Below are 21100 nucleotides of genomic sequence, written 5' to 3'. Positions count from 1 at the left end.
CGCCCGGACCTCGAAGAGCCTCAGCTCTCGAACGCCTCGGGCGGCGGGCAGCTGCAGACCAGGTGCCGGTCGCCGTACGCGCCGTCGATGCGGGCAACCGGCGGCCAGTACTTGTCGGCGGCGTGCACCCCGACCGGGAAGGCGGCCTCGGTCCGCTCGTACGGGTACTCCCACTTGCCGGCCAGCGCCTTGGCGGTGTGTGGGGCGTTGCGCAGCATGCTGTCGGCCACGGCCACGTCCCCGGCCTCGACGGCGGCGATCTCGTGGCGGATGGCGATCATCGCGTCGCAGAAGCGGTCGATCTCGTAGCGGTCCTCGCTCTCGGTCGGCTCGACCATGAGCGTGCCCGCCACCGGGAACGACATCGTGGGTGCGTGGAAGCCGTAGTCGATGAGCCTCTTGGCCACGTCGTCGACGCTGACACCGCTGCGCTTGGTGAGCTCGCGCAGGTCGAGGATGCACTCGTGCGCCACGATGCCGTCGTGGCCGGAGTACAGCACCGGGTAGTGCTCACGCAGCCGGGTGGCGATGTAGTTGGCGTTGAGGATCGCGACCTGCGTGGCGCGGGTGAGGCCGGCGCCACCCATCAGCCGCACGTAGGCCCACGAGATCGGCAGGATGCTCGCCGACCCGAACGGCGCCGCCGAGATCGGCCCGACCCCGGTCTCCGGCCCGGCCTCCGCGGACAGCGGGTGGTTGGGCAGGTGCGGGGCGAGGTGCTCGCGCACGGCGACCGGACCGACGCCGGGTCCACCACCGCCGTGCGGGATGCAGAACGTCTTGTGCAGGTTGAGGTGGGAGACGTCCGCGCCGAACTTGCCCGGGCGGGCCAGTCCGACCAGGGCGTTGAGGTTGGCGCCGTCGACGTAGACCTGGCCGCCGGCGTCGTGGACGAGGCCGCACAGCTCGGTGATGGTGTCCTCGAACACCCCGTGGGTCGAGGGGTAGGTCACCATGATCGCGGCGAGGTCGTCGCGGTGCTCCTCGACCTTGGTCCGCAGGTCGTCCATGTCGATGTCGCCGCCGGCAGCCGTCTTGACGACGACGACCTTCATGCCGGCCATCACCGCGCTCGCGGCGTTGGTGCCGTGGGCGCTGGCGGGGATCAGGCAGATCCGGCGCTGCGACTGGCCGTTCGCTTCGTGGTAGGCGTGGATCGCGAGCAGGCCGGCGAACTCGCCCTGGGAGCCGGCGTTCGGCTGCAGCGACACCGCGTCGTACCCGGTGATCTCGCAGAGCCAGGCCGACAGGTCGCTGATGAGCGACCGGATGCCCTCGGTCTGGGACGCCGGGGCGAACGGGTGCAGGTGGGCGAACTCCGGCCAGGTGACCGCGACCATCTCGGTCGTCGCGTTGAGCTTCATGGTGCACGAGCCGAGCGGGATCATGCCGCGGTCGAGGGCGAAGTCGCGGTCCGAGAGCCGGCGCAGGTAGCGCAGCATGGAGGTCTCGCTGCGGTGGCTGTGGAACACCGGGTGGGTCAGGAACTCGCTCGTGCGCACGAGCTCGGCCGGCCACTGCACGTCCCCGACCGTCACCGAGCTGAGCCCGGTGACGCCGAAGGCAGCCCACACGGCGTCGAGGTGGCGCAGATCGGTGGTCTCGTCGACGCTGACCGACACGCGGTCGGCGTCGACGCGCCAGATGTTGACCCCGCGGTGGACGGCTTCGGCGACGACCTCGTCGGCGCGGCCCGGCACCCGCACGGTGAGGGTGTCGAACCAGCTCTCGTTGACGACCTCGACACCGCCGGCAACCAGTCCCTCGGCCAGGGCGCGGGCGTGCCCGTGCACGCGCCGCGCGATCGCGGTGAGGCCGTCCGGACCGTGGTAGACGGCGTACATCGACGCCATCACGGCGAGCAGCACCTGGGCGGTGCAGATGTTGGACGTGGCCTTCTCGCGCCGGATGTGCTGCTCGCGCGTCTGCAGGGCGAGCCGGTAGGCAGGCGCCCCCTCGGTGTCGACGCTCACGCCGACGAGGCGACCGGGCAGCGAACGCTCCAGGCCGGTGCGGACGCTCATGTACCCGGCGTGCGGGCCACCGAAGCCCATCGGCACGCCGAAGCGCTGGGTGGTGCCCACCGCCACGTCGGCGCCCCACTCCCCCGGCGCTGTGGCCAGGGTCAGGGCGAGCAGGTCGGCGGCGGCGGTGACCAGCGCACCCACCTCGTGGGCGGCGGCAGCCACGGCGCGCCAGTCGCGCACCTCACCGTCGGCGCCCGGGTACTGCACGATGACGCCGAAGACGTCACGGTCGCCGGCAGCCGCGCGCAGCGCCTCGGCGGAGTCGACGGCGGTCAGGTCGGCAACCACGACGTCGATGCCGAGCGGCAGCGCGCGGGTCTGCATGACCGCCTTCGTCTGGGGGAAGAGGTGCTCGTCGACCAGGAGCACCGCGCCGGTGGCGACCTTGCTGGCGCGGCGCATCAGCGTCATCGCCTCGGCTGCAGCAGTGCCCTCGTCGAGGAGCGACGCACCGGAGGTCGCCAGACCGGTCAGGTCGCTCACGACGGTCTGGAAGTTGATGAGGGCCTCGAGGCGACCCTGGGAGATCTCGGGCTGGTAGGGCGTGTACGCGGTGTACCAGGCGGGGTTCTCCAGCACGTTGCGCTGGATCACGGCCGGGGTGATGGTGCCGTAGTAGCCCAGGCCGATCATCGAGGTCATGACCTGGTTGCGTCGCGCGAGCCCGCGCAGCTCCTCGACCACGGCCGACTCCGAGGCGGCCGGGTCCACCCGCAGCGGCCCCTCGGAGCGGATGGCGCCGGGCAGGGCCGCGTCGACGAGGGACTCGAGGCTGCTGTGCCCGACGGCCTCGAGCATGGCCTGGACGTCGTCGTGGGACGGGCCGATGTGGCGACCGGTGAACTCCGGCAGGTCCGAGGACCACTCCCCCGAGGACCCGGTACCCGAAGACCCGGTGGCGGTGGACGGCGTGGTGGCGTGCTGGGCGGACATGAGGCTCCTGAACGTCGGAATGCTCGGATCGCCTCCCCATCTGTCACGGCGTGGCCGCTCCAGAGGTGCCTGTCCCGCGCAGTCCTGGCGCCTGAGAGGTTCCGGGGAGTTTGCCCCTTCGGCGCCCCGCCACGCGTCACGGTGGACGCACGCGGGGACTCTCCCGCACGGGATGTTCAGCAGGTCCAACCTACAGCACGGGCCGCCGCTCCCGAAGGAACGACGGCCCGTGCCGGACGGTCTCGGGCGTCCTCGGTGGACGCCGGGTGGGTCAGGCCAGCCGGGCCTGGCGCCGCATCCGCAGCTCGTCGCCGGGGTGCTCGGCCGGTGCCTCGTCCTCAGTGCGCTCGCTGGGCAGCTCGGCGAGCTCGCCCTCGACCTCGCGCCAGACGCGGCCGACCGCGATGCCGAAGACTCCCTGGCCACCCTGGACGAGGTCGATGACCTCGTCGGCGGAGGTGCACTCGTAGACCGAGGCGCCGTCGCTCATGAGGGTGATCTGGGCCAGGTCCTCGACCCCGCGCTCACGCAGGTGGGTGATGGCCACGCGGATCTGCTGGAGGGAGACGCCGGTGTCGAGCAGCCGCTTGACGACCTTGAGCACGAGGATGTCGCGGAAGCCGTAGAGCCGCTGGGTGCCGGAGCCGGTGGCGCCACGGACCGACGGCTCGACCAGGCCGGTGCGGGCCCAGTAGTCGAGCTGGCGGTAGGTGATGCCGGCGGCCTTGCACGCGGTGGGCCCGCGGTAGCCGGTGTCCTCACGCAGCTCCGGGAGGTCGTCGGTGAACAGCAGCCCCTGTGCCGCGGCGGGCACGCTCGTGTGGCCGTGGCCAGCCTCACTGGTCGTGTTCACGACGCTCACCTCCTGGTGTAACTACACGGGTCGAATTCGGTCTTCCGCTGACGGTACGACCGGGAAAACACCACGTCAACCACCACTGCACCCTCGCACCCCGGCGTGTCGCGCCGGTTCACCGAACCGTCAACCTCAGGTCGAGGTCGAGGTGTTGAGCGTGGAGAGCTACGCCTCGGGACCGGTTTCGCCCGGTTTGGTCTCGAAGTCCTCGGCCGACACGTGGTCGAGGAACTCGCGGAACCGCTCGACCTCGTCGTCCTTGTCCTCCTCCCCCGTCATCGCCACGCCGGCCTCGTCGAGCAGGGACTCCCCCGCGACGATCGTCGTGCCGGTGCGCAGCGCCAGGGCGATGGCGTCGGAGGACCGGGAGGAGATCTCGGTCGTGCCGTCGAGGACCAGGGCGGCGTGGAAGACACCGTCGCGCAGCTCGACGATGCGTACCTCCGTGAGCCGGTGGCCGAGGCCCTCGATGACGTTCTTCATCAGGTCGTGGGTCAGCGGGCGCGGCGGTTCGATGCCCTGCTGGGCGTAGGCGATGGCCGTCGCCTCGGCCGCCCCGATCCAGATCGGCAGGTAGCGGTCTCCGTCACGCTCGCGCAACAGGACGATGGGGTGGTTGGTGGGCATCTCGACCCGGACTCCGAGGACCTCGAGCTCCTTCACCGTTCCACCGTACCCCGGTTCAGCCGCGGTGCAGCCCGTCCCTCACGAGCGCGGTGTGCAGGGCGATGCACAGCCGCAGGACCTCGGGAGTGGGGTCCGTCTGCGCGCCTCCCCGTCCGGCCTTCCCGGACGCTGCCCGGTGGGGCGTCACGACCTGCTGGACCAGCCCGATCTCCCGGTCGGCGGCTGTCCGGAACGGGCGCAGGTGGCGGGGCTCCACGCCGTACGCAGCCAGCGCCGCCGCGGTGTGGGCGATGCCGAGCGCGGCGTCGCCGTAGTGGCCGGTGTCGTCGGGTCGCACGAGGCCGAAGGTCTCGAGCGAGTCCATCGTGGCCTCCTCCAGCCTTGCGGCCGCGACCAGCTCGGCCCTCGTGAGGCGCAGCGAACCGGTGGACGTCAGGGACTCGGAAGTCGGCACGTCGGGGTCCGCGGCCGGCTGCGGCACCGACGGTCGCGGCATACCGGCCGACCCCGCCCGCTCGGGCGTCAGGCCGCGGTCGAGGGCGTCGAGGGCGTCACGGATGACCTTGAGCGGCCAGAAGTGGTCGCGCTGGGCCGTGAGGATGTAGCGGAGCCGCTCGACGTCGGTGGCCGAGTAGGTGCGGTAGCCGGAGCCCGTGCGCGCCGGGGTGACCAGGCCCTCGGTCTCGAGGAAGCGGATCTTGGAGATCGTGACGTCCGGGAAGTCCTCGCGCAGGGCCGCGAGCACCGCCCCGATCGTCATGGACTGACGTGGGCCGCGAGGAGTCACAGCGGCCTTGGTCAGGCCCTGCCGGCGTAGAACACGAGGCGGAACTTGCCGATCTGCACCTCGTCGCCGGTGTGCAGCGTCGCCTCGTCGATCCGCTCACGGTTGACGTAGGTGCCGTTGAGCGAGCCCACGTCGCGCACGACGAAGGTGTCGCCCTCGCGGCGGAAGTTGGCGTGCTTGCGGGACACCGTCACGTCGTCGAGGAAGATGTCGCTGTCAGGGTGACGGCCGGAGTTGACCTCGTCGTCGTCGAGAAGGAAGCGCGCACCGGTGTTGGGGCCGCGGAGCACGACCAGCAGGGCGGTGCCCGGGCGCAGCGCGTCGACGGTGGCCTGGTCGGCCTTGCTCAGGGAGACCTCGACCTCGGCGCTGGTGTCGACCTGCTCGAGATCGGAGATACCGGGGAGCCGCATGGTCGTCGGCTCGTGAGCGTGCGACGCCTGCTCGTCCATCTCGCTGCCGTTCATGGATGCTGCGCTCCTCTGTCGTCGTCAGTCCCCTCTAGCAAAGCACACACCCTAGGCGACGCCGCCGCGCGAGCGCAGCGGAATCTGCCAAGGGGCCGAACGCGGCTCAGCCGAGCTGGGCCTGGTACGCCGCGGGGTCCATCAGGGCCGCGACGGCAGCCTCGTCCGACGGGCGCAGCTCGTACATCCAGCCCTCACCGTAGGGGTCGGTGTTGACGAGCTCGGGGGTGGCGTCCAGCGCCTGGTTGACGGCGGTGACCTCACCGTCGAGCGGCGCATAGAGGTCGCTGACGGACTTGGTGGACTCGACCTCGCCACAGGCGTCGCCGGTGGCCACGGTGTCGCCGACGGTCGGGAGGCTGACGTAGACGACGTCGCCGAGGGCGTCCTGGGCGAAGGCGGTGATCCCGATGCGGACCGTGCCGTCCTCGCCGGAGCGCACCCACTCGTGCTCGGCGGTGTAACGCAGGTCCTGGGGGTACTCCAGCTCGCTCATGGTGCTCCTCGGTGCGCGGGGTGGCGGGTGGTGCAGGTGGCGTGGGGTCCGGCTCTCGCTACTTCGACGGCGCCGGGACGGGCCGAGCGTAACGAGGCGCCTGAAGCGAGTGCAACGCGGTGATGTCGATCGACTCGGCCTGCCGCACCGTGGGCGTCGCGCCGTCGCCGCGGACGGACTCGGTGACCCCTCCGGGGATGTCCATCGCGGAGGCCATCGTGGCCGGGTCACCGATGGCCTTGATGGAGTAGGGCTGGGCCACTCGCTGGCCGCTGACCTCGATCGCGCCGTCGACGTCGGCGAACCAGGTGCTGGCCACGACGCGGACCTCGCCGATCTGCACGGCCTCGGCTCCGGCGTCGCGCAGCTCCTGCAGGGCGTCGAGCAGGCGCGCGGAGGTCACCTTGTGGTCGGGGTCGTTGATGGTCACCACGATCCCGGGTCCGGTGGCCGGCGACGTCCCGGTGAGGATGCCGAGGGTGTCGAGGCGGTCCTGGGCGGACTTCAGCGCCTCGGAGCTCGAGCTCGCGCCCGACAGCAGCGCGTCGCGGCTGCTCTCCAGCTCACGGGTGTCGTTGGCCAGGCGCCCCTGCTCCTGGTTGACGTCGTCGAGGATGCGGACCAGCTCGTCCTCACGCAGCTGCTCCAGCCCGCTCTGGTCGGTCTGCTGGACCTGCGTGGCGATGGCGAACCCGAGGGCGATGGAGAGCAGGGCCGCGAACGCGTTGGCGCGCGTGGCCCGCGGACGCGCCATGCGCAGCAGCCGCTTCCACGAGCTCGGGCCCTCGCGGTCGTCGGGGCCGTAGCCCGGACCGGTCCGGGTCGGGGGGCTGGGAGGGGTGGGAGGGACGGTGCTCATGCCCGGAACAGGTGCCGGCGGATCGAGGCGACGTTGGAGAAGATGCGGACGCCGAGCACGACGACGACGCCGGTGGACAGCTGCGAGCCGACCCCGAGCTGGTCACCGAGGAAGACGATGAACGCGGCGACGACGACGTTGGCGAGGAAGGAGACGACGAAGACCTTGTCGTTGAAGATCCCGTCGAGGACCGCCCGCACCGCACCGAAGACCGCGTCGAGCGCGGCGATCACGGCGATGGGCAGGTAGGGCTGGAGGACGAGCGGCACGTCCGGCCCCCACAGGAGCCCGATGAGCACTCCGCCGATGAGGCCAAGCAGGGGTATCACGGTGTGTTCTCCGAGGTTGGCGACGATGGGGTGCTGGTCGGGCTGCCGGTCTGGGTCCCGGGCGGGGTGCGGTCGGGTCGGGGCACGGCCGCCTCGCGCACGGTGAGCGACGTGGCGGCCGGAACGGTGAGCTTGTCGGCGGCGTCAATGGAAACACGGATGCCGTAGTTGTCCTTGAGGGCGCGCGCATAGGCGCCACCCGCACTGTCGGCGAACTCCACCTGCAGGTTGTCGGGGTCGCCCAGGACGGTGATCGTGTAGGGCCGGGCCAGCGGCCGGTAGTTGACGAGGATCGCCTCGCCGGCGAAACGGATGGCGGACCGCGAGGTGAGCCGCTGTCCGTTGACGGAGATCGCCTCGGCACCCGCCTGCCACAGGCCGTTGACCACGACCTGCATGTCCTTGGAGAAGACCTTGCCCTCCTGGCTGCCGGCGTCGGTGCGGGGGTTGCCGTCAGCGCTGTTCTTGTCGACGCCGGGGGCGTTGTCGAGGACGACGACGATGCCCTTGCCGGTGAGGGCCTGGGCGCCGGACGCCGCGTCGAGCGCCTCGAGCCGGCTCTGCAGCGAGCTCGAGCTCTGGGCCAGGGCCTGGCCACGCAGCTGCTCGACCTGCGCCTGCAGGGTGCGCAGCGACGCCTCCTGCCTGTCGACGGCCTTGCGGCGCGACTCGACCTGGTCGACGAGCTGTGCCTTGGCCTTGGCCGCCGACGTGGACGGCGCGCGCAGGGCGACCGCCCCCAGCGTCAGCAACAGGCCCGCCACCACCGCCGCCACGGCGACCGTCGCGGTCCGCGTGCCGGTGCTCGCAGGGAGCCCCTCGGCGACACGGCGCTCGGCGGCGGCGGCGTACCCGGGGTCGAGGGGCCGCTCCATCATCGAGGTGAGCAGCGTCATCGACTCGTCCGGACGGCGCCCCGGGGGCGTGGTCTGGGGGTGGTCGCGGTGCGAGGTGGGGACCATGGGCACCTCAGGAGGCGGCAGCCGTGCGCACGGCCACCACCTGCCGGGCCTGGACGATGTACATGACGCCGGCGACCCAGTACAGGGCGGTGCCCCACCACGCGAAGGCCCACCCGATCGGCAGCGCCCACTCGGCGAAGCCGCTGGTGCCCTGGCCGAGCAGAAGGAGCGGGAACGCGTAGAGGAGGTTGAAGGTGGCGGCCTTGCCGACGAAGTGGACGGGCAGGCCGACCTGGCCGTGGCGCTTGACCCACCACAGCACGCCGGCGAGCAGGACCTCGCGGCCGACGAGCGCCCAGACCAGCCACCACGGGATGATGTCGCGCCAGGCCAGGCCGAAGAGCGTCGTGGCGATGTAGAGGCGGTCGGCGAACGGGTCGAGCAGCTGGCCGAGCCGGGACTCCAGTCCGTAGTGCCGGGCGATCTTGCCGTCGAGGTAGTCACTGATCCCGGAGAGCATCAGGGTGACCAGGGCGATGGCGTCGTGCTCGGCCAGGATCGCCCACAGGAAGACCGGGACGCCGAGCAGGCGCAGCAGGGACAGCACGTTGGGGACGGTGAGCACGCGGTCGGAGACCACGGCCACCCCCGTACCCGTCCCCCGGTCACCCTCGGCTGCCACGCCCGCAGCCTAACGGGCGGTGCAGCCGTAGAGTTCGCAGGCATGGACAACCCGCTGGACGGACCGGGGCTGGAGGCGCTGCACGCGCGCCGCAGCGTGAAGTGGCGGCTCTACGGCCCTGACGTCCTGCCCCTCTGGGTCGCCGAGATGGACGTCGTCCCGGCGGAGCCGGTGCAGCGCGCGGTGGTCGACGCGGTGCGCCGCGGTGACACCGGCTACCCGTGGGCCCCGGACTACACCGAGGCGCTGGCCTCCTTCGCCGGCGACCGGTGGGGCTGGCGGCCCGACCCGGCGACCATGTCGCTGGTGCCGGACGTGATGCTGGGCGTCGTCGAGGTGCTCCGGCTGTTCACCTCCCCCGGCGACGCCGTCGTCGTGAACTCGCCGGTCTACCCGCCGTTCTTCCAGTTCGTGCACAGCCTCGGGCGGCGCGTGGTGGAGGCACCACTTGGTGCCGACGGCCGCCTCGACCCGGTGACGGTCGAGGACGCGTGCGCATCGGCGACCCGCGAGGGCGCCCGGGCGGCATACCTGTTGTGCAACCCCCAGAACCCGACCGGCGCCGTCCACACCCCGGCCGAGCTCACCGCGGTCCTCGAGATCGCGGCGGCCTTCGGCGTCCGCGTGGTCGCCGACGAGATCCACGCCCCGTTAGCCCACCCGGGCGTGCGGTTCACCCCGGTGGCGTCGCTGCCGGCCGGGGCGCGCGCGGTGTCGCTGATGTCGGCGTCGAAGGCCTTCAACCTCGCCGGGCTCAAGGCGGCCGTGGCGGTCCCGGGACCGGAGGCTGTCGACGACCTCGCCCGGGTCCCCGAGGAGGTGTCGCACGGCGCCTCCCACCTCGGCGTCATCGCCCACCGCGCCGCCTACCTCGAGGGCGGTCCCTGGCTCGATGCGCTGCTCGAGGGGCTCGAGGCCAACCGCCTCCTGCTCGGCGACCTGCTTGCCGAGCAGCTTCCGCTCGTGCGCTACCGCGAGCCGCAGGGGACGTTCCTGGCGTGGCTCGACTTCTCCGCCTACGACCTGGGGCCCGACCCGGCCGCGACCCTGCTGGGCCGCGCGAAGGTGGCCCTGCACCCGGGCCCGGGCTTCGGTCACGGGGGCACGGGGCACGCCCGGCTCAACTTCGGCACGTCGCCGGCCATCCTCCGCGAGGCGGTGGGCCGCATCGCCGCGGCTGTCGGCTCCTGAGCTCCGTCGGTGGCAGTCCAGCCGGCGTGGCACAGTGGCCAGATGGCCGACCGTGCGTTCGCAGGCTTCCCCACGTGGGGCGTGGAGTTCTACCAGGACCTCGAGGAGGACAACACCCGCGAGTTCTGGGCCGAGCACAAGGAGCAGTGGCAGCGCGAGGTCCGCGACCCGATGCGCGCGCTGGTCGCCGAGCTCGCCGACGAGTTCGGCCCGGGCAAGCTGTTCCGCCCCAACCGCAACCTGCGCTTCAGCGCCGACAAGTCGCCGTACAAGACCCACCAGGCGGCGCTGACCGGTCGGGAGAAGGGTGCCGGGTGGTACCTCCAGCTCGGCGGCGACGGCCTCGTGGTCGGCGGGGGCTTCCGCGCCCACTCCCCTGCCGAGACGGCCAGGTACCGCGCGGCCGTGGACTCCAGCGCCGCCGGGCCGGCGCTCGAGCGCATCGTCGCCGAGCTCGGGTCGGCCGGCTTCACCCTCGAGGGCGCAGCGCTGAAGACCCGGCCCAAGGGGTACGACGCCGACCACCCGAGACTGGAGCTGCTGCGCCGCAAGGAGCTCATGGCCCTGCGCCGCGTGGGCACCCCAGCGTGGCTGTCGACGCCGCGTGCCGCGGACGAGGTACGCGCTGCCTGGCGTCGTGTGCGCCCGCTCACCGAGTGGGTGCTGGAGCACGTCGCCGTCGAGTGACGTTGGGCTTCCCGGCGGCGGCTCGAGCCACTGTCGGAACTGCCGGGTGCGTCCTACAGTCCGGGGATGAGCTTCCTCGTCCCAGCGCAGGCGTACGGCAGGTTCATGGGCCGGTTCTCCGAGCCGCTCGCCGACCAGTTCGTCCAGGTCGCCGAGCTGCGGCCCGGGCAGCGGGCGCTCGACGTGGGCTGCGGACCCGGCGCACTCACCGCCCGCCTCGTCGACGCCCTCGGGGTTGCGGGCGTGGCTGCGGTCGACCCGTCGGAGCCGTTCGTCGAGGCGACGCGGGCTCGGTTCCCCGGGCTCGAGGTGAGGGTCGCCACCGCGGAGGACCTGCCGTTCGCGGACGGGACGTTCGACGCCAGCCTGGCCCAGCTCGTCGTGCACTTCATGGCCGACCCGGTGGCCGGCCTGGCGGAGATGGCACGCGTCACGCGTCCGGGTGGCACGGTCGCAGCCGCCGTGTGGAACCACGCGTCCGGCAACGGGCCGCTGTCACTCTTCTGGGAGGCGGTGCGCGCGGTCGACCCGCAGGAGGAGGGCGAGAGCGACTACGCGGGCGTGCGCGAGGGCGACCTGGCCAGGCTCTTCGACGCGGCTGGGCTGGCGGGAGCGGAGGAGTCGGTCATCACCGTCCACGTCCCCTTCGAGTCGTTCGAGCAGTGGTGGGAGCCCTACCTGCTCGGGGTCGGACCGGCAGGGGTGTACGTGGCCGGTCTCGACGAGGAGCGCCGCGACGCCCTGGTGGCCGCGTGCCGGCGCAGGGTGCCGGACGGGCCGTTCGAGGTGGCCGCGTCCTCATGGTGCGTCAGGGCCACGGTGCAGCCGGCCTGACGCCCTTTTCTGGCCCACGGGTCCGGCTCCCCTCCGCGTTGCAGCCGGCCGCCTGCTGGCTGGCGGCCTCAGCCCTCGGCCACGGCACCGTCCACCGCAAGACCCTCGACGGCCACACCGGCGATCGGCGTCCCCGGCGGGAGGTCCAGCACCTGCTGGTGGATCTGCCCGCAGATGTTGGTCGCCACCACGAAGTCCTGCACCTCGAGGTTGTCGACCGTGAGCGGTCCCCCGAGCACCGGAGGGTGGACGAAGCTGAGCACCTGCGACTCGCCCGGCACGATGCCCTGCTCGGCAGCCGCGACCGCGAGCTCGCCCATGAGGTAGCGGTCCTGGCCGTCCTGGCTGAGCAGGCTCGCCTCGACCGCCTCCCGGTCACCCCATGGTGTGGTCAGGGCGCCCTCCACCGTGTCGAGGAACGCGAACCCTCCCGGCACCTCGAGGATGACGTCGCCGAACAGCGTCGCCATGACCGGCGTCGCGGCCGACAGGTCGAGCCAGTCCCAGGACTCGAGGGCGCCGGCGTACTCCTCGGCGCTGAACGCCTTCGTCAGGTCCACGCGGTGATTGAACCACGCTCAGGGGCAGCCGGTGAGCCACCCGGGACGAGGGTTGAGGGTGTCGCCGCACCAGCTGAGGTCGTCGTCGTAGTGCACCTCGAACGCCTCCAGCCTGGCGTCCCCCAGCAGCGCCCTGCACATCGCCGCCGAGCCGGCGACGAGGGTGCTGTCCCAGTCGATCTCCGTGGCGATGCACCAGGCACGGTCGGGCGGCCAGACGAGGTTGGCCGACTGGGGCCAGTGGGGCTGCATACCCGGCCACCGCGTCACCGGCGCCCTCGGTGTCTCGAAGACCAGGTAGTCCCTTCCCCGGCCGCGCACCAGCTCTCCCAGCTCGTGGCGACCCTCCGTCCAGGACCCGAAGCCGTCCCACACCGCCTGGTAGAGGCGCCCCTCACCGGGGCAGTGGTCGAGGACCGCCCCGAGGGTGGAGGCAGGGACGGAGCCCTCGTCCGGGTCGATGTCGCTGTGCCGGCCGTCGCCGCGGAAGTCGGCCGCGATGCAGCACCACTGGGCGAGCGGATGGATGAGGCACCCGGACGCCGCCGCCACCTGCGCCCAGGTCCGGCCGTCGCCCGGCGGGTGCAGGACGCGCACCACCGCCTCGTAGCCAGTCGGCACCACGGCCCCCACCGGGACCCCGCGAGCACCTGCGGCGCGCCACTCGACCAGACGGGGCTGCAGCCAGTCACCCACGCCGGGGTCGTGCAGGCGTCGGACCTCGTCCACTCAGGCGCTCCCAGCCAGGGCGAGCCGCACCGGCCGGCCCAGGATGGAACCGAGGCGACGCGTCTCGTCCTCGAGGCCCTGCCGTGGCACCGGTCGGTCGTCGTCGAACCCAGTGACCTCGACGTGGTCGGCACGCACCTTCCACGTGCCACTGACCACCCCGCCGACGATGACGAGGTTCGCTTTGCGGGTCACGGCGTCGCGCCGCGACGCGGGGGTGACACTCTCGTCCTTCGTACCCGGCCCCATGACCCACTGGTCGTGGCCGGGCAGGAACCGCACCTCGTTCGAGGGCTCCGCCGCCAGCAGCGCCTCGACGTCCTCGTGCAGGACGTAGGCGGTCGTGCCGTCGACGTCGAGGGGCACGAGCCGCTCCGACAGCGAGGCGAGCCAGCCGTCGATGCGTCGGCGGCCGGCACTGAGCCCGTTGCCCAGCCAGTAGTGCACGTGGTCGCGCGTCGCCGGGCCGTAGCTGCGGAAGTAGGACTCGACCGCGTGGTGCCCTGCCTCGTCGAGGTCGGGGATGCCCTGCCAGCGCGGGGTGGTGTCGAGCCGCTGGAAGGTGGCCCGGCCGCCCCGCGGTGGACCGAAGCCCATGTCGCCCTGCCAGGTCAGCGGTTTGACCAAGGTGCCCGCGCCGTCGTCGAACACCGCACGCAGGTGCCGGTAGTCACGGTGCCGGGTCACCGCGGCACCCAGCTCGGCCACGGTGAGCGGGCCGCCGGACAGCGCCTCGCGCACCGCAGTGCGGAACGCCGGCCAGGCCTGTGGTGTGAGCCCGTAGAAGTCGACCCAGCTCGTGCGCTCCCACTGCCGCCCCGCTGCGCGCAGCGCGAGGTAGGCCCCGCCGTCCTCCGGCGACAGGTAGTGCACGGCACCCCGGAAGGCGAAGGCCTTGACCACCTCACCGTCGGCCAGCGCCTCGGCCAGCTCGCCGGGGCGTGAGCGCGTACGCCGCGTGCGCACGGCCAGCTCGGCCAGCGAGTCGTCCATGGCCGGCACCGCGCCGAGTCGCTGCACGACTCCCCCGACCGACTCGTCACCGACCGGGTCGAGCAGCTGGCGCCCCAGCCGCCACGCCAGCGCCCGTGGCCAGCTGACCGATGCCTCGGACCGCGCCCCCATGCGGACACCCTCGCACCGGACGCGGCCGTCTCGCCACCGTCAGCACCACGTGGGGACCGGCCGCGAGAGCTATCCCGCCACCACCGAGACGACGTTCATGACCACCATCCACAGCCCGAGGACAGCACCGATGAGCATCGGCAGCAGCGCGGCCTGCCGCCCCGCCACGCGGGCCTTGTTGCCGAACCAGACTGCCGCGGCGCAGGGCAGGAGGAACAGGACGATGGCGGGTACCCCGGCGACGAGGCCGACCCAGAGTGGCTCGTTGGCCTCCTCGGGCTTGTAGCCGAGGAGCGCGTAGAGGCCCTCCCCCACGGCGAACGCCACGATGAAGAACAGCGGTATGGATCCCACGGCGATCCACGCCCTGGTGAAGTTGCTTCCGCTGCCGCGGGTGCGATGGGCTCCGACGTGCGGAGCGCGGTTGGTGGTTGCCATCACACACCTCCCTGTCCGCCTCCAGCGTGGCAGCCATGCAGCGGCAGCACAGGGGCCTTCGGTCCCGCACGTCGACCGACCGCACGTCGACCGACCGCACCTCGACCGACCGCACGACGACCGGTCCACGGCAGGGCACGGGGTCCTATGGTGGGTCGCGTGAGTCCCAGGCCCGGCGAGGTGCTGGACGGTCTGGTCGCCTCCGGGCAGGAGCCCGGCGCGGCCGTCGCCGTCGTGCGGGACGGGCTGGTGGAGGTCGACCACGCCGGCGGCACCCGCGACGACACCGCACCGTGGACGCCCGACACCCTGGTGATGACCTTCTCGGTCGCCAAGCCGTTCGCCGCCCTGACCCTCCTGAGCGCCGTGGGCGAGGGAACCCTCGACCTGGACCAGCCCGTCGCCTCTGCGTGGCCGGAGTACGGGTGCCGGGGCAAGCAGGCGACGACCCTGCTACAACTGCTCTCGCACCAGGCCGGACTGCCTGCCTTCCCGGAGGAGGCGGCGCGCCTCGAGTACGACGACCGGGACGCGCTCGTGGAGTTGCTGGCCGGCGCTGCGCCCGTCCACGCACCGGGCGCGGGAGTCGCCGAGCACGCCCTCACCTACGGCCACCTCCTCGACGAGGTGCTGCGTCGGGCCACCGGCGTGCCGCTGGCGGAGCGGTTCGCGGGCATCGCCCGGGCCGCCGGGTGGGACCTGCACCTGCGACTCGAGGAGCCCGACCTCGCTCGGGTCGCCCGTCTGGTGGAACCCACTGACGACTGGGCAGCTGCGTACCTCGCGGACCCCCGGTGGGGGCCGGCGCTCGGTCGGCCCGCGGGCCTGCTCGACCCCGAGGTGCTGAACTCCGACCACTTCCGGCGCACCGCCTTCCCGGCCGTGTCCCTGCACGCCAACGCCCTGTCTCTCGCCCGGTTCTACGACGACGTGCTCCGGCCGGACGGGTATGTCGCGGGGCTGCTCGGGCGCGACCTGTGGCGGGCCTACACCTCCCCCGCGGCGAGCGGCTACGACGGGGTCATCGGTCGGGACGTCACGTGGACGCTGGGGTTCCAGCTCGACGACGAGGACGGCCGCGTCGACCTGGGGATGGGCGGCGCCGGTGGGTGCGCCGCGTGGGCCGAGCCCGCCGCGGGGTACGGCGCCGCCTACCTCACCCGCGGGCTGGGTGGCCACGCCCGCGCGGACCAGGTGTGGGAGGCGGTCCACGCGGAGTACACCCCGGGGTCCACCGGGAACGCAGAAGGGCCCGGCCTGCCGAAGCAGACCGGACCCTCACGAACGTCGGGCTGACAGGATTTGAACCTGCGACCCCTTGACCCCCAGTCAAGTGCGCTACCAAGCTGCGCCACAGCCCGTTCTTGAGTTGTCACCCCGCGCCGGAACCGTGCCGAGGCAGGTCCGCGGGAGCGAACGAAACCCTAGCGCACGCCATACCGCTGCTTGAAATCGGTATGGCGTGCACCGGCTTCCGACGGTCGCCTACTTGCGGCGGCGCTTCTCGCGGACGCGCACCGAGACCTCGATCGGCGTCCCCTCGAAGCCGAACTCCTCACGCAGGCGACGCTCGAGGAACCGGCGGTAGCCGGCCTCGAGGAAGCCCGAGGCGAAGACCACGAACCGCGGGGGGCGGGTCGAGGCCTGGGTCGCGAACAGGATGCGCGGCTGCTTGCCACCGCGCACCGGGTGGGGGTTGGACGCGACGATCTCGCCGAAGAACGCGTTGAGGCGGCCGGTCGGCACGCGGAAGTCCCACGAGTCGAGCGACTTCTCGAGTGCGGGCACGAGCTTCTCGACGGCGCGACCCGTCTTGGCCGAGATGTTGACGCGCGGCGCCCACGGGATCTGCACGAGCTCGCGCTCGATCTCGCGCTCGAGGTAGTAGCGGCGCTCCTCGTCGAGCAGGTCCCACTTGTTGTAGGCGACGACCAGGGCGCGACCGGCGTCGATGACCTGCTGCACGACGCGGATGTCCTGCTCGGCGATCGACTGCTCGGCGTCGATGAGGACGACGGCGACCTCGGCCTTCTCCAGTGCGGTCTGCGTGCGCAGCGAGGCGTAGAAGTCGGCACCGCGGGTCTGGTGCACCCGGCGACGGATGCCGGCGGTGTCGACGAAGCGCCAGGTCTTGCCGCCGAGCTCGATGAACTCGTCCACGGGGTCGCGGGTGGTGCCGGCGACGTTGTCGACGACGACCCGGTCCTCGCCGGCGAGCTTGTTGAGCAGCGAGGACTTGCCGACGTTGGGACGGCCGATGAGCGCCACCCGGCGCGGGCCACCCCGCTGGTAGGCCTCGGAGTTGGCGGCGACCGACGGCAGCACCTCGAGGACGGCGTCGAGGACGTCGCCGCTCCCCCGGCCGTGCAGCGCCGAGACGGGCCAGGGCTGGCCGAGACCGAGGTTCCACAGGGCGGCGGCGTCGGCCTCGGTGCGCTGGTCGTCGACCTTGTTGGCCACGAGCACGACCGGCTTGCCGGAGCGGCGCAGCAGCTTCACGACCGCCTCGTCGTCGTCGGTGGCCCCGACCGTCGCGTCGACGACGAACATGACCACGTCCGCGAGGTCGACGGCGACCTCGGCCTGCTCGGCGACGCGCAGGTGGATGCCGGTGGCGTCGATCTCCCAGCCGCCGGTGTCGACGAGGGTGAACCGGCGCCCGGCCCAGTCGGCGTCGTAGGCGACCCGGTCACGCGTCACCCCGGGCACGTCCTCGACGACGGCCTCGCGGCGGCCGAGGATGCGGTTGACGAGGGTCGACTTGCCGACGTTGGGACGGCCGACGACCGCGACGACCGGCAGCGGCCCGCTGCCGACGACGAAGCCGTCCTCGTCGAGCTCGCCGTCGATGAGCGAACGGTCCTCGTCGGTGAGGTCGAAGTCCTCAAGCCCCACGCGCAGGGCGCGCTCGACAGTCGAGTCGTCGGTCAGGTGCTCACTCACGAAAGGTCCTTGCGTCGGTCTGTGGTCCGGCCACGCGCGCGGTATCGCGCAGGGCCGCCCCACATTGTCGCGCACTTTCGGGTGCGGCCAGGACACGCGCCGCTGCGCGGCACCCTCCTCTCCCTCGCCTCTCCCGCCTCAGGACCCCGGGGGCCGCCCGTGGTTCACGCCTTCGCGCGCGCCCCGTCGTCGTCGGGCAGCGCGACCTGGTGACGCACGGAGGCCTCGGACACGTGGGCGGCGAGGACGTCGCGCAGCTGGGTCGTGGCGGCCGCCAGGCGGGCGCGGCCCTTGAGCCCGGTGTCGGCAGCCAGCTCCACGGGGTGGCCGAACTCGACGACCATGCGGCTGCCGAGCCTCGGCAGCGAGCCCGTCGAGGCCCCTGTCGCCCTGGTGCCGAGGAACGCCACCGGCACGACCGTCGCGCCACCCTGGAGAGCCAGCCAGGCAGCGCCCTGCTGCACGGCGGAGACGTCACCGCGACCCCTGGTCCCCTCGGGGAAGATGCCCACGGCGCCGCCCGACCTGAGGACGGCCACCGCAGAGGTCAGGGCGCTGCGGTCCCCGGAGTTGCGGGTCACGGGGATGTGGCCGATGAACCGCAGGAACCACCCGAGCAGGCCCTTGAACAGCTCGCGCTTGACGAGCACGCAGGTCGGGCGCGGCGCGAGCGCGGGCAGCATCGGGCCGTCGAGGACACCCACGTGGTTGCCGACGAAGAGGACCGGTCCGCCCTTCGGCACGCGGTCACGACCCACCGTGGTCACCCGGTAGAGCGTGCCGAACAGCACCCGGCCGACGACGATGTTGATCATCACCCGCCACCGGGGGGTGACCGCAGGGGCCGGGGGCGCGGCGGTCACACGCCGGCCTTGGCCGGGGCCTCCCGGCGGACGACGTCGATGACCGCCGCGACGCTCTGCTCGAAGTCCAGGTCGGAGGTGTCGACGAGGTGCACGCCCTCGGCGGCCTCGGTGAACTCGGAGACGGTGGAGTCGTCGGCGTCCCGGCGCACGATCTGGTCGCGGGTGGCCTCGACGGCGTGGTCGGCGTCGTGGCCGTGCAGGTCCTTGGACCGTCGACGCAACCGCGCCTCGACGCTGGCCGTGAGGAGCACCCGGACGTCGGCGTCGGGGGCCACGACCGTGGTGATGTCGCGCCCCTCCGCGACCACTCCCCCGGTCTGCGTGGCGACCTGGTCGATGAGGTCGCGCTGGAGCTGCTGCAGCACCGGGCGGACCCCGGTGTTGGTGGCGACCTTCGACACGACCTCGCTCACGCGCGTCGTGCGGATGTCGTCCTCGATCTCGCGGCCACTGACCCGCACGCTGGCGTGGGCCGGGTCGGTGCCCATCTCCAGCGGGATGTCGCGCGAGGCCTGCTCCACGGCAGCGGCGTCGTCGAGGTCGACCCCCTCCTCGAGGCACCACCAGGTGACCGCGCGGTACATGGCGCCGGTGTCGAGGTAGCCGATGCCGAGCTCGCGGGCCACCGCCCGCGAGACGCTGGACTTGCCGGACCCTGAGGGGCCGTCGATCGCCACGACGAGGTGCTCACTGCTCATGGCCGACAAGCCTATGGGCAGGCGTGCGACCGGCGCGACGCCCGTCCGCGGGGACCGCCCTGCCCCGCGACGCGCCTCGGCCGGCGGCCGGTCAAGCGTGCAGGCGCCAGCCGCGGGCCTGCAGCTCGTCGGCGAGCCGGGAGGCCACCGCCGGCAGCACCGAGACCTCCGCGAGGCCGAACGGCTGCCCCAGCCCGTGCTCGAGGTGCAGGTCCTCGAGGTTGACCCCGGCGTCGCCCACGTCGTGCAACAGCCGGGCCAGCTGTCCCGGCTGGTCGGGCACGAGCACCACCACGGTCGAGTACGCCGTGGGCGCGGCACCGTGCTTGCCCGGGATCCTCGCGTGGCCGGCGTTCCCCTGGGCGACGACCCTCGCCAGCACCTCCCGGGCGCCCACCCCGTCGCCGCCGGTCAGGGTGTCCAGCGCGGCGATGACCTCGCCGAGCTCGTCGTGCACGTGCGCGAGGACCTCCCGGACCGCCCCGGCGTTGCCGGCCAGGATCTGGGTCCACAGCTGCGGGTCGCTGGCCGCGATGCGGGTGACGTCACGGATGCCCTGCCCGGACAGCGCCACGGCTGGGTCGGACAGGTCACGCAGGCGACCGGCGACCAGTGAGGCAGCGAGCTGGGGCACGTGGGACACCGCCGCCACCGCGGCGTCGTGGTCTGCCGGGCTCATCACGCTCACCGTGCCGCCAGCGGCCAGGGCGAGTGCGCGGACGGTCTCGACGGCAAACGGCGAGGACGCGTCGCCCGGCACCACGACCCAGGCCCGGCCGTCGAACAGGTCTCCCCTGGCCGCGACAGCGCCGGACCGCTCGCGGCCGGCCATGGGGTGCGAACCGACGTACCGCGTGAGGTCGCCCCCCAGGGCCCGCACCTGGTCGAGGACGGCCACCTTGACGGAGGCGACGTCGGTGACCACCGCCGAGGACCACCGCTCGAGCTCGTCGGCGACCACCTGCCCCGCCACGTCGGGCGGTGCGGCGACCACGACGACGTCTGGTGCCGCGTCGTCCGGGGAGGCGACCGCCCCGGCCCCGAGGTCCCGCGCCAGCGCAGTCGCGGTGGGCGACGGGTCGGTGAGCACCACGGCATACCCGGCGCGGGACAGGGCGATGCCCAGGCTCGTGCCGATGAGGCCGGTGCCGACGATCCTGACGCGTGGGGTCACGAGGCGAAGGCTACCGACGCGCCGTGACCCGCCGCTCTAGAGTCCGGCTGCGGTGTAGAGCTTGCCGACCTCGTCCTTGTTGAGCTTGCGCATCTTGCCGGGCTTGGTGTCGCCGAGGTGGATCGGGCCGACCTGCACGCGCACCAGCGACAGGACGGGGTGGCCGACGGCTTCGAGCAGGCGCCGCACGATGTGCTTGCGCCCCTCGTGCAGGACCACCTCGACCAGCGCCTTGCCGGGCTGGGAGTCGATGATCCTGAACGAGTCGACCGACGCCGGACCGTCCTCGAGGGTCACGCCCTCGCGCAGCTGCTTGCCGATGTCGCGCGGCACGGGGCCGGGGATCTGCGCCAGGTAGGTCTTGAAGACGCCGTACTGGGGGTGCTGGAGGCGGTGGGCGAGCTCGCCGTCGTTGGTGAGCAGCAGCAGGCCCTCGGTGTCCGCGTCGAGCCGGCCGACGTGGAAGAGACGCTCGGTGCGGTTGCCGACGTAGTCGCCGATGTTGATCCGGCCGAGCTCGTCGTTCATGGTCGTGACGACGCCGAGCGGCTTGTTGAAGGCGAAGTAGACGCGGCTCTCGTCGAGCTGGACCTTGACGCCGTCGACGTGGACGGTCTGGTCGGGACGGATGCGGACACCGAGCTCGGTGACGACGTGCCCGTCGACCTCGACGCGCCCCTCGCTGATGAGGTTCTCGCAGACCCGGCGCGAGCCGACGCCCGCCGCCGCGAGCAGCTTCTGCAGCCGGACGCCGTCGGGGTCGTGGACGTCGACGGTCGGCACGGGCTGCTCGCGTGGGACCCGGGTGGGCTGGCTGCGCTTGGTCGTGCCGGAGCTGCCGCGCTGGGGCCGCTCGGGCCGGCCCTGCGCGCCACCGCGCGGACCGGGCC

At 72.6% G+C, this 21100-nt stretch carries 23 protein-coding genes, 1 tRNA gene and 1 riboswitch; of the genes, 4 read left to right on the top strand and 20 right to left on the bottom strand.

Going from position 1 to position 21100, the window contains the following annotated elements; translation table 11 throughout:
• Window positions 1–20: 20 nt before the first annotated feature.
• From gcvP to AB4Z02_RS11850, 10 genes are all read right to left on the bottom strand, one after another.
• Window positions 21–2960: an aminomethyl-transferring glycine dehydrogenase gene (gcvP, locus tag AB4Z02_RS11895; RefSeq protein ID WP_441971175.1), complete on the bottom strand. Its 2940-nt coding sequence runs from the start codon at window positions 2958–2960 to the stop codon at window positions 21–23.
• A gap of 69 nt (window positions 2961–3029) precedes the next feature.
• Window positions 3030–3136: riboswitch (glycine riboswitch) on the bottom strand.
• A 95-nt stretch (window positions 3137–3231) separates the two neighbouring features.
• Window positions 3232–3813 (bottom strand): MerR family transcriptional regulator, encoded by a 582-nt coding sequence (locus tag AB4Z02_RS11890; protein WP_056885094.1) that lies wholly within the window; start codon window positions 3811–3813, stop codon window positions 3232–3234.
• Between the two features lie 168 nt (window positions 3814–3981).
• Window positions 3982–4479, bottom strand: coding sequence for a bifunctional nuclease family protein (locus AB4Z02_RS11885; protein WP_056885093.1), 498 nt, complete (start codon window positions 4477–4479; stop codon window positions 3982–3984).
• A 19-nt stretch (window positions 4480–4498) separates the two neighbouring features.
• Window positions 4499–5203, bottom strand: a complete 705-nt coding sequence (ftsR, locus tag AB4Z02_RS11880) for a transcriptional regulator FtsR (RefSeq protein WP_056885092.1) — start codon at window positions 5201–5203, stop codon at window positions 4499–4501.
• Window positions 5204–5241: 38 nt separating this feature from the next.
• Window positions 5242–5697 carry an FHA domain-containing protein gene (locus AB4Z02_RS11875; RefSeq protein WP_056885091.1) on the bottom strand — a complete coding sequence of 152 codons (456 nt, stop codon included), beginning with the start codon at window positions 5695–5697 and terminating at the stop codon, window positions 5242–5244.
• A 106-nt stretch (window positions 5698–5803) separates the two neighbouring features.
• Window positions 5804–6193, bottom strand: coding sequence for a glycine cleavage system protein GcvH (gcvH, locus tag AB4Z02_RS11870; RefSeq protein ID WP_441971172.1), 390 nt, complete (start codon window positions 6191–6193; stop codon window positions 5804–5806).
• A 58-nt stretch (window positions 6194–6251) separates the two neighbouring features.
• Window positions 6252–7052, bottom strand: coding sequence for a DUF881 domain-containing protein (locus AB4Z02_RS11865; RefSeq protein WP_441971170.1), 801 nt, complete (start codon window positions 7050–7052; stop codon window positions 6252–6254).
• On the bottom strand, window positions 7049–7381 hold the full coding sequence (locus AB4Z02_RS11860) for a small basic family protein (RefSeq protein WP_056885089.1): 333 nt from the start codon (window positions 7379–7381) through the stop codon (window positions 7049–7051). The genes AB4Z02_RS11865 and AB4Z02_RS11860 overlap by 4 nt, the downstream gene beginning before the upstream one ends.
• Window positions 7378–8343, bottom strand: a complete 966-nt coding sequence (locus AB4Z02_RS11855) for a DUF881 domain-containing protein (RefSeq protein ID WP_056885088.1) — start codon at window positions 8341–8343, stop codon at window positions 7378–7380. Before AB4Z02_RS11855 ends, AB4Z02_RS11860 begins: the two co-directional genes overlap by 4 nt.
• 7 nt (window positions 8344–8350) lie before the next feature.
• The gene (locus AB4Z02_RS11850; protein ID WP_056885087.1) at window positions 8351–8965 is read right to left on the bottom strand and encodes a CDP-alcohol phosphatidyltransferase family protein; all 615 of its coding nucleotides are present in this window, start codon (window positions 8963–8965) and stop codon (window positions 8351–8353) included.
• A 42-nt stretch (window positions 8966–9007) separates the two neighbouring features.
• On the opposite strand from AB4Z02_RS11850, the gene AB4Z02_RS11845 reads away from it, so the two are divergent.
• The 3 genes from AB4Z02_RS11845 (at window position 9008) to AB4Z02_RS11835 (ending at window position 11677) form a co-directional block, all read left to right on the top strand.
• Entirely contained in the window at window positions 9008–10156 is a 1149-nt protein-coding gene (locus AB4Z02_RS11845; RefSeq protein WP_441971167.1) for a MalY/PatB family protein, read from the top strand.
• Window positions 10157–10198: 42 nt separating this feature from the next.
• Window positions 10199–10843 (top strand): DUF2461 domain-containing protein, encoded by a 645-nt coding sequence (locus AB4Z02_RS11840; RefSeq protein WP_056885085.1) that lies wholly within the window; start codon window positions 10199–10201, stop codon window positions 10841–10843.
• Window positions 10844–10909: 66 nt separating this feature from the next.
• Entirely contained in the window at window positions 10910–11677 is a 768-nt protein-coding gene (locus tag AB4Z02_RS11835; protein ID WP_441971166.1) for a class I SAM-dependent methyltransferase, read from the top strand.
• 68 nt (window positions 11678–11745) lie between these two features.
• On the opposite strand, the gene AB4Z02_RS11830 is transcribed toward AB4Z02_RS11835, so the two are convergent.
• The 4 genes from AB4Z02_RS11830 to AB4Z02_RS11815 form a co-directional block, all read right to left on the bottom strand.
• Complete coding sequence (locus tag AB4Z02_RS11830; RefSeq protein ID WP_441971164.1) at window positions 11746–12237, bottom strand: hypothetical protein; 492 nt, start codon at window positions 12235–12237, stop codon at window positions 11746–11748.
• Window positions 12238–12255: 18 nt separating this feature from the next.
• Entirely contained in the window at window positions 12256–12966 is a 711-nt protein-coding gene (locus AB4Z02_RS11825; protein WP_056885082.1) for a hypothetical protein, read from the bottom strand.
• A complete protein-coding gene (locus tag AB4Z02_RS11820; protein WP_441971162.1) occupies window positions 12967–14091 on the bottom strand; it encodes a DNA glycosylase AlkZ-like family protein in 1125 nt (374 codons plus the stop codon).
• Window positions 14092–14160: 69 nt separating this feature from the next.
• Window positions 14161–14529: a hypothetical protein gene (locus tag AB4Z02_RS11815; RefSeq protein ID WP_441971160.1), complete on the bottom strand. Its 369-nt coding sequence runs from the start codon at window positions 14527–14529 to the stop codon at window positions 14161–14163.
• Between the two features lie 159 nt (window positions 14530–14688).
• On the opposite strand from AB4Z02_RS11815, the gene AB4Z02_RS11810 reads away from it, so the two are divergent.
• Window positions 14689–15825: a serine hydrolase domain-containing protein gene (locus AB4Z02_RS11810; RefSeq protein WP_162253938.1), complete on the top strand. Its 1137-nt coding sequence runs from the start codon at window positions 14689–14691 to the stop codon at window positions 15823–15825.
• Here AB4Z02_RS11810 and AB4Z02_RS11805 read toward each other — a convergent pair.
• From AB4Z02_RS11805 to AB4Z02_RS11780, 6 genes are all read right to left on the bottom strand, one after another.
• Window positions 15817–15890, bottom strand: a tRNA-Pro gene (locus tag AB4Z02_RS11805). The two genes, AB4Z02_RS11810 and AB4Z02_RS11805, sit on opposite strands and share 9 nt — an antisense overlap.
• Window positions 15891–16014: 124 nt before the next feature.
• Entirely contained in the window at window positions 16015–17472 is a 1458-nt protein-coding gene (gene der, locus AB4Z02_RS11800; protein WP_056885078.1) for a ribosome biogenesis GTPase Der, read from the bottom strand.
• A 164-nt stretch (window positions 17473–17636) separates the two neighbouring features.
• Entirely contained in the window at window positions 17637–18335 is a 699-nt protein-coding gene (locus AB4Z02_RS11795) for a lysophospholipid acyltransferase family protein (RefSeq protein WP_441971158.1), read from the bottom strand.
• Window positions 18332–19036 (bottom strand): (d)CMP kinase, encoded by a 705-nt coding sequence (gene cmk / locus AB4Z02_RS11790; protein WP_056885076.1) that lies wholly within the window; start codon window positions 19034–19036, stop codon window positions 18332–18334. Before cmk ends, AB4Z02_RS11795 begins: the two co-directional genes overlap by 4 nt.
• A 91-nt stretch (window positions 19037–19127) precedes the next feature.
• Window positions 19128–20210 (bottom strand): prephenate dehydrogenase, encoded by a 1083-nt coding sequence (locus tag AB4Z02_RS11785; RefSeq protein ID WP_056885075.1) that lies wholly within the window; start codon window positions 20208–20210, stop codon window positions 19128–19130.
• Window positions 20211–20246: 36 nt separating this feature from the next.
• Window positions 20247–21100 (bottom strand): pseudouridine synthase (locus tag AB4Z02_RS11780; protein WP_441971156.1); only part of this gene is annotated, 854 nt, incomplete at its 5' end.

This window comes from Pedococcus sp. 2YAF34, assembly GCF_052114585.1.
GTDB lineage: Bacteria > Actinomycetota > Actinomycetes > Actinomycetales > Dermatophilaceae > Pedococcus.
This window is presented reverse-complemented; position numbering and strand designations above follow the sequence as displayed.

What these genes read in the sequence shown, in the direction of transcription:
- AB4Z02_RS11835 (WP_441971166.1), top strand. Translation starts at nt 10,910, where the DNA reads ATGAGCTTCCTCGTCCCAGCGCAGGCGTACGGCAGGTTCATGGGCCGG.
- cmk (WP_056885076.1), bottom strand. Translation starts at nt 19,036, where the DNA reads ATGAGCAGTGAGCACCTCGTCGTGGCGATCGACGGCCCCTCAGGGTCC.
- AB4Z02_RS11855 (WP_056885088.1), bottom strand. Translation starts at nt 8,343, where the DNA reads ATGGTCCCCACCTCGCACCGCGACCACCCCCAGACCACGCCCCCGGGG.
- AB4Z02_RS11815 (WP_441971160.1), bottom strand. Translation starts at nt 14,529, where the DNA reads ATGGCAACCACCAACCGCGCTCCGCACGTCGGAGCCCATCGCACCCGC.
- AB4Z02_RS11875 (WP_056885091.1), bottom strand. Translation starts at nt 5,697, where the DNA reads ATGAACGGCAGCGAGATGGACGAGCAGGCGTCGCACGCTCACGAGCCG.
- ftsR (WP_056885092.1), bottom strand. Translation starts at nt 5,203, where the DNA reads ATGACGATCGGGGCGGTGCTCGCGGCCCTGCGCGAGGACTTCCCGGAC.
- AB4Z02_RS11865 (WP_441971170.1), bottom strand. Translation starts at nt 7,052, where the DNA reads ATGAGCACCGTCCCTCCCACCCCTCCCAGCCCCCCGACCCGGACCGGT.
- AB4Z02_RS11840 (WP_056885085.1), top strand. Translation starts at nt 10,199, where the DNA reads ATGGCCGACCGTGCGTTCGCAGGCTTCCCCACGTGGGGCGTGGAGTTC.
- gcvH (WP_441971172.1), bottom strand. Translation starts at nt 6,193, where the DNA reads ATGAGCGAGCTGGAGTACCCCCAGGACCTGCGTTACACCGCCGAGCAC.
- AB4Z02_RS11845 (WP_441971167.1), top strand. Translation starts at nt 9,008, where the DNA reads ATGGACAACCCGCTGGACGGACCGGGGCTGGAGGCGCTGCACGCGCGC.
- AB4Z02_RS11820 (WP_441971162.1), bottom strand. Translation starts at nt 14,091, where the DNA reads ATGGGGGCGCGGTCCGAGGCATCGGTCAGCTGGCCACGGGCGCTGGCG.
- gcvP (WP_441971175.1), bottom strand. Translation starts at nt 2,960, where the DNA reads ATGTCCGCCCAGCACGCCACCACGCCGTCCACCGCCACCGGGTCTTCG.